Raw genomic sequence first — 6,256 nt, forward strand, 5'->3', positions numbered from 1 at the left:
ATGGCAATCCCGTCTGACCCCATTTTGATTGGCTTGGTCTTTCCATCTGGCTGACGTTCCAATAGTGGACGACCCTCGACGATTGGGCGGAAACTCGATAGCTCCTCAGCCTTCGTGGAAGGATGATCGTGCAACTTCCGCCAGCTCTCGCCTGATGCCAAATCTACTACAATAATTCCGTTTGCCCCTTGGTCAGACGAATCCGTGATGAAGGCCATGCCCTCAGTACCGCACCGCAAGTCAAATCGCACATCGTTAAGGTAGGTGGTCGGTAGGGCAACATCTTGGGGAAAGAGGATGGTTTTGATGACGCGATCGCTCGTCAAATCCACACAGACGAGCTTCGGTCCACCATACTGCGTCGGCTGGAACATCGGACTGCCAGTGTCGAGAATCCATAGGCGATCGGCAGGATCGACAACCACACTTTGCACCGAGACAAGCGCCGCAGTGAGGTCGTTAGGGTTGGTACGATTGAACGCCTCATCTGGATAAGCCACAGGGCGACCCTCTCGGATTTCAGCCACCGTAAACGCGACCTCATCGCCCCACTTGGGAAAATTGACGAAGATACGCCCCTGATGGGACACCGTCACCCCAGTCGGCATCGCACCGTCAAAGTGAGCCACTGGCTCCAGTGTGCCTAGTGACTCATCAATGGGTAACTTCTGCAACTGACTAACCATAAGTAATCTCTCCTTTTGCCACTAAGTTATTTAACGAAAGAGTAAGCAGTACTAAACTGCTGCCATTGCCATTTCTCGATAAGACTCCGCGCAGCGACGGCAAACTTCTGCACAAGCTTGCATCTGGGCATCATTAGCGAATCGCTGGCAATCCTCAGTATTGGATTCTTGCGGAGATGGTTTCAGTGTGCAGTTGAGGACTAAAGCTTTCACATCGCCTCCCACTTAATTGTTGTTGATGGTCATTTGTCCGCTGTTGATAGAAATTTTGAGTGCCATAAACACTTACCCCAGCCAGGATGGGTTCATTGCAGTACTATCAAATTGGTTACTGGTTTTATACAGTTCGTATTGCCCTTTTGCCGCTGCCTCACGAGTGCGATTCAGCATTGCCGCAACTTGTGCCTGATCCATCGGCTTAAACGTGCGGACTGCCTCAAACGCTTGCTCGAGGAGTTGCATAGTATCAATGCCAGTAATCACAACTGAAGTAGGCAGATTCATAGCATAGTGGAGACATTCAATCGGGGTGACTGTGTTGCTTCTAAGAACGTAGGGGTCGCCCATTGATTTCATCCCCAATACACCAATTTGGTTCTTCACCAGCACGGGCAGGACTTGTTTCTCGAAACTCCTGAAATGGGCATCCATCACATTTAGCGGCATCTGTACCGCATCGAAACGAAAATTGTTTTGAGTGGCAAGTTCCAGCATTCGCAGGTGAACCGCAGGGTCTTTGTGTCCTGTAAATCCGATGTAGCGAATCTTGCCCGCCTTCTGCGCTTCCACCACAGCCTCCATTGCCCCACCGGGGGCAAAGATGCGATCGGGGTCTTCCATCCGGATAATTTCGTGATGCTGCATCAGGTCGATGTGATCGGTCTGCAACGCCTTGAGTGACTCATCAATCTGCATCATGGCAGCGCCCTTCGTGCGACCATCAAGCTTTGTCATCAGGAAAACCTTTTGCCGATAGCCGTCCTTAAGCGCTTGCCCCATCCATCGGTGGCTACGTCCGTTGTGATAGTCCCAGGAGTTATCCATGAAATTGATGCCGCGATCAATTGCACTACGGATGAGCTTGATACTTTCTTGCTCCTCTCGAATGCGTCCGATATGGTGTCCCCCTAAGCCAATTGCAGACACTCGCTCTCCTGTTCGTCCCAGCGTCCTGTAACTCATCTCGCCGCTTGTTGTTTGAGCTTGGGCAACTTCATTTTGAGCTAAAACTTGGGTCGGTTTGTCTTGAGCCAAGAGAGGTTTCAAAAAGCCTTCCGAAGCGGCTAGCCCTACTGCGACCAAACCCGAAGCAGAAGTTACCCTCAACAACTCGCGTCTACTGATATCCACAAATGTCTCCTTCAATCAATAACCCATCGAAATTTCCACCCTTGCCACCCTGACCACGGCAGCTACTTGCGCGTGTCTCAAAATCCAGAACGCAGTCCTGCTGACGCTTCACTCACCGTTTGCTTTGCCTGATCGACCACTGCTGCCATGCCAAAAAATTCATGCGTCACGTTGGTATAATTGGTTGCCTTGACAGCAGAACCCGCCTCACGCAGCCGATTGGCATAGGCTTCCTGGTATAAGTTGACGGCTGACATCACCGACCATTTCAATTGCAGGTTTGCCGCCTTTGGCAAGCACTCCCATGACTGCATTCGCCGCCGTAGGATTGTTGCGAGCGTTCATGGGCGACTGTTTCTCAATGGGCGGTGTATTAAAAGCAGCCAGTTCCTCCAATACTGCTTTCATTTGCGCGTCAGGCGCGGATACAGCCTCCGCCGATCGTGTCAGAAATGGACTACCAAGAGCGATCGCTGCCCCCCCCGCCCCGGCAAGCATGACAAATTCTCTTCTCGATATTTTCTGATTCACGAACTCCTCCAATAAGCGCCAAAGTAGGAACACAACCTGCTCTGACTGGTTTTTCCACCAACTCCACTCAATTCCAATCATCTAGACAAGGAAGCAGTGCGTTATTAGCTCGTCCAATACCAGTGGCTCATGTCACGGTAGGTTTGCTGTGTAATGGCAAATGAGCCATGACGGGCTTGAAGGGGCTAACCCAAGGTACTCAACGTAGCTCACCATAAATAATCCTAAAGCGCTGGAGGCAATCTCTCGTCTAGCGTTGGTGGGTAGTGATTGAGTTATTGGTCTGTCTAAAGGAATAAGTCAGTGCTAAGTCTAGATGTGCTCATGAATACAAAAGCGCTAACGCAAAGCGTTTCATACCAAATCCGGGTTGTATACCCCCTTTTTCACTAACCCGTACAACAAGAGTAGAGACGTTCCGGCGGAACGTCTCTACGACTAGAACTCAAACTTCAAACTTCAAACTTCACACTTCCTACTTCAGACTTTAGTAAAGTCGCCTCAATCTCTGCTCGGATTACGGAACTATATCTACACTCACTGTTGAGACAATCCACCAGTAACTGATTCGCTTGGTAATACTGCTTGAGTACCTCTACTTGCACATCCGTTAACTGCCAACCATGACCAATCTGGCGATACTCGACCAGCATAGAACGAAATTGCTCTGCCCACGCCTGACCCTGAGTCTTCCACCATTGGAGCGAGTAATCTCGACCGTTCCCTAAGTCAGGCAGTTGGTCTTTGAGGTGTTGGAACGCTTGGCTAAAATGCGATCGCTTCTGGTTTCTGTCTAACTCTGACTCCCTTTCCAAGAGTTTCTCCAAGTTTAAAGCAAAACTCAACGCCAAAATTTGCTGGATATTAGGATGCTGTATCAGACTCTGCACCAGGGAAAAAGCACGCGCTAACTCCAAATCTAAAGTTAACTCCGGTGTCAAATCGCGGGCGAGGTTCCGATCCAGGGCCACTGCCAACCCTAAATCGCGGTCTAGAAACAGAGTAAAGTAGAAGGCACGTACTGCCGCTGGATTGTACGGGGTTTGCAGGGAGTGGCATTTTTTACAAATACCAGCCAAGAATTCCTGCAATTTCCGATCTCGCGCCACCAGCGTGTCGATTTGCTGCTTCATCATCTGTAGCAAGGGTTCAGCATTCCTCAACAATCCAGCGGTTAACAAAAAGACTTCACGCCACTGGGGTTGTGTAATGTGGACACTCAACCGCTGCAACGCCTCCTTGAGTGTTGCGGTATCCGGACTGGCGACAATATTTCTGGCGGTCAAATATTCTTGAAAGGTTAGATGAGAGAAGGAGTAAACACCCAGTGCTCGTTCTACTAATAGCCCATGTTGTGCCTCAATTGCCTTCAACACAGCTTCGCTGTTTAGCCGCCGTGTCTCAGGGTCTGAACTCGATTCCGGTAAACTCGTTAGATAGTCAGCGATGTGTTGCTCGATTTCGCTTTGTTCAAAAAAGTAATTTCCTTCCTCAAACGTCGTAGCCGCAATATGGCTCAAGAGTTTAATTTTATGGGGGAGCGACAAACTCCGATAAACTTCATCTCGTTGAATTCCTCGTGCTTCGTCCCAACGTACCAATAAAATATCTAATCCCGCCTCATATAGCTTTGAGCGTTTTTTGGGAAAATCTGCCTTAGCCTGAAATACACTGACAGTCAGGTTCAGCAAGATGGGTGTTTTCGCCAGTTCTCGAATGGGTTGGTTTTCCGGTAGTTTGAGTTTATCAATAAACTGAGTCGCTAGATTTAATCCTTCCTCTTTGTTCTGCTTAGAGGCTGCCGCAACAAACCACTTTTTCGCAAAGGCTTCAATTTGGGATTGGTTAAAATCAGCCAGTTCAATATAGGTGAATCCAGGAAATCTGTACGGTTGAGCGGCAAAACGACAGGTGATAATAAAGGAATTTTGATAATATGTTTTAGAAAATTTGGTAATTTGTTTAAGCAGGGTATCGGTATGTCCGGCTCGGACTTCATCTAAACCATCAAGCAGAATTAATGCCTTGCCGTGTTTGAGTAACCTTTCTACCTGCTGTGCTGAGATACCCAAATCCCTGAATTTACGATTGATGTAATCTATGAAACTGAAGTCATCCGCAATGGTGACACTATTGGCAAGCGTTTCCTCTGCTAAGTTTCTGAGTTCGATAAAAATGGGGATGCTTGCCAACGGCAACTCACCTCGAATGCACTGAAGTGCTACTTTTTGTAAAAATGTGGTTTTCCCCGCTCCGGGTTTGCCCATTACCATCAGTTTGGGGTAAGTTGCGATCGCTGTTTTAGTACCCACAAAACTAATCGCATCAATGGCGGCTACTGCCTTGTAATTGGATTGGGTCAAGCCTAAGCGGTTCAAGCTACTATTCGTACTCGATTGCAAGTCCGATACTTCTAGCCATTGCTGGCAACTGAGTTGTTCGAGAAGGTTTGCATTGACATAAAGTTCATCTAATGCTAAAGGCTGAGCCGTATCGAGTAATCGGAGGCTGCCACATTGAGCGAGAATAGGGGAATAAAGGAGCGATCGCACCTGTTCAACTAATGCATCCACCTCAGAGGCGACAGTCTGCTGCTCTAGAGCAGATGTTCCCTTCTGATCCGATGTTGCCGAGTCTATGTTGAAGCAGGCAATCTCTTGCCAATCCAAATCCAGACACAAACAGATATCTATAAAGATATGACGCTCTATTGGCTGGCCTTTAAAAAACTTCCAAATGGACTGACGCGTTTCTAACCCCACTTCACCCGCCAGATACTCTTGCGTCCATCCTTTACGCCGAAAAGCTTGTTTGGCTTGCTCAATTCCTACTGTAGATGCTCGGATCGATCGCTTTACCATTTGTTACAATCGTTTCCACTAGTTTTTCAACTATGGTATTTATCGTTACATTTTTTTTGACTCCAATAACAACTATATCCAAATTTTTGCCGGATCTCTAGCTTGCGATCGCCATCATCAATCAGATTTCCTTAACTTTTCCAATTTTGGAAAATCGGTCTTCAGAATCTGATTCCTCAATCAATTCAGCTGGAAAAAGGGGGTTATGTTAGTCGATTTTAGATTTTGGATTTTAGATTTTGGATTCCAGATTAGTTTTGTTAAGAAGAATGAAGTTGTGCCTCAACCCTCTTGGAATTGTGAAGCGCTGAGTTATCGGCAGGGGAAAATAAGAGAGTAAGAAGGGAGGTTAAAAAAGTAGTTTTATTGATTTTTTCTATTCCAAAGACTAAGAAAAAATGTTTTAAATTATGTGGGACATTGTTTTCCAGATCATCAGTACGGCAACGACAGGTTTGCTCGTTGGCTATCTTTGGGGAATGAGCAAAAGAGGCTCCCATCAAGAGCGTGACCATGTTTGCTCACACGATCTCAAGCAGTGCCTACGAGCAGAAGAGTCTCTGCGGGAGAGTCAGCGTACACTGGCTACCCTCATGAGCAACCTACCGGGCATAGTTTACCGATGCAAGAACGACCCAGACTGGACAATGGAATTCATCAGCGAAGGCTGCTATCCTCTGACGGGATATCTTCCTGCCGACCTGATGGGGAACCGAACCGTCTCCTACGCTCAACTCATCCATCTGGATGACTGCAACTTGGTCTGGAACGAGATTCAAGTGGCCTTGCAAGAACACCGCTCATTCCAGTTGACGTACCGTATAATCA

At 47.6% G+C, this 6,256-nt stretch carries 7 protein-coding genes; 1 reads left to right on the forward strand and 6 read right to left on the reverse strand.

The genetic code is table 11. The features are described 5' to 3' along the window. The 6 genes from V6C93_RS22825 to V6C93_RS22850 all read right to left on the reverse strand — a co-directional run. Window positions 1–686 (reverse strand): L-dopachrome tautomerase-related protein (locus tag V6C93_RS22825; protein WP_333478970.1); only part of this gene is annotated, 686 nt, incomplete at its 3' end. 51 nt (window positions 687–737) lie between these two features. Then, a complete protein-coding gene (locus tag V6C93_RS22830) occupies window positions 738–899 on the reverse strand; it encodes a hypothetical protein (protein ID WP_333478971.1) in 162 nt (53 codons plus the stop codon). A 72-nt stretch (window positions 900–971) separates the two neighbouring features. Next, window positions 972–2,036 carry an aldo/keto reductase gene (locus V6C93_RS22835; protein ID WP_333478972.1) on the reverse strand — a complete coding sequence of 355 codons (1,065 nt, stop codon included), beginning with the start codon at window positions 2,034–2,036 and terminating at the stop codon, window positions 972–974. 77 nt (window positions 2,037–2,113) lie between these two features. Continuing rightward, window positions 2,114–2,293 carry a hypothetical protein gene (locus tag V6C93_RS22840; protein ID WP_333478973.1) on the reverse strand — a complete coding sequence of 60 codons (180 nt, stop codon included), beginning with the start codon at window positions 2,291–2,293 and terminating at the stop codon, window positions 2,114–2,116. Next, a complete protein-coding gene (locus V6C93_RS22845) occupies window positions 2,244–2,648 on the reverse strand; it encodes a twin-arginine translocation signal domain-containing protein (protein WP_333478974.1) in 405 nt (134 codons plus the stop codon). Before V6C93_RS22845 ends, V6C93_RS22840 begins: the two co-directional genes overlap by 50 nt. A 371-nt stretch (window positions 2,649–3,019) precedes the next feature. Beyond that, entirely contained in the window at window positions 3,020–5,428 is a 2,409-nt protein-coding gene (locus tag V6C93_RS22850) for an NACHT domain-containing NTPase (RefSeq protein WP_333478975.1), read from the reverse strand. 410 nt (window positions 5,429–5,838) lie between these two features. Between V6C93_RS22850 and V6C93_RS22855 the strand changes: the two genes are divergently transcribed. Further along, window positions 5,839–6,256 (forward strand): PAS domain-containing protein (locus tag V6C93_RS22855; protein WP_333478976.1); only part of this gene is annotated, 418 nt, incomplete at its 3' end.

The organism is Allocoleopsis sp. (assembly GCF_036703385.1).
In the GTDB taxonomy this organism is placed as follows: domain Bacteria; phylum Cyanobacteriota; class Cyanobacteriia; order Cyanobacteriales; family Coleofasciculaceae; genus Allocoleopsis.

Bases quoted from the DNA above. Each gene is read 5' to 3' on its own strand.
- V6C93_RS22840 (WP_333478973.1), bottom strand. From the start codon at position 2,293: ATGTCAGCCGTCAACTTATACCAGGAAGCCTATGCCAATCGGCTGCGT.
- V6C93_RS22845 (WP_333478974.1), bottom strand. From the start codon at position 2,648: ATGATTGGAATTGAGTGGAGTTGGTGGAAAAACCAGTCAGAGCAGGTT.
- V6C93_RS22850 (WP_333478975.1), bottom strand. From the start codon at position 5,428: ATGGTAAAGCGATCGATCCGAGCATCTACAGTAGGAATTGAGCAAGCC.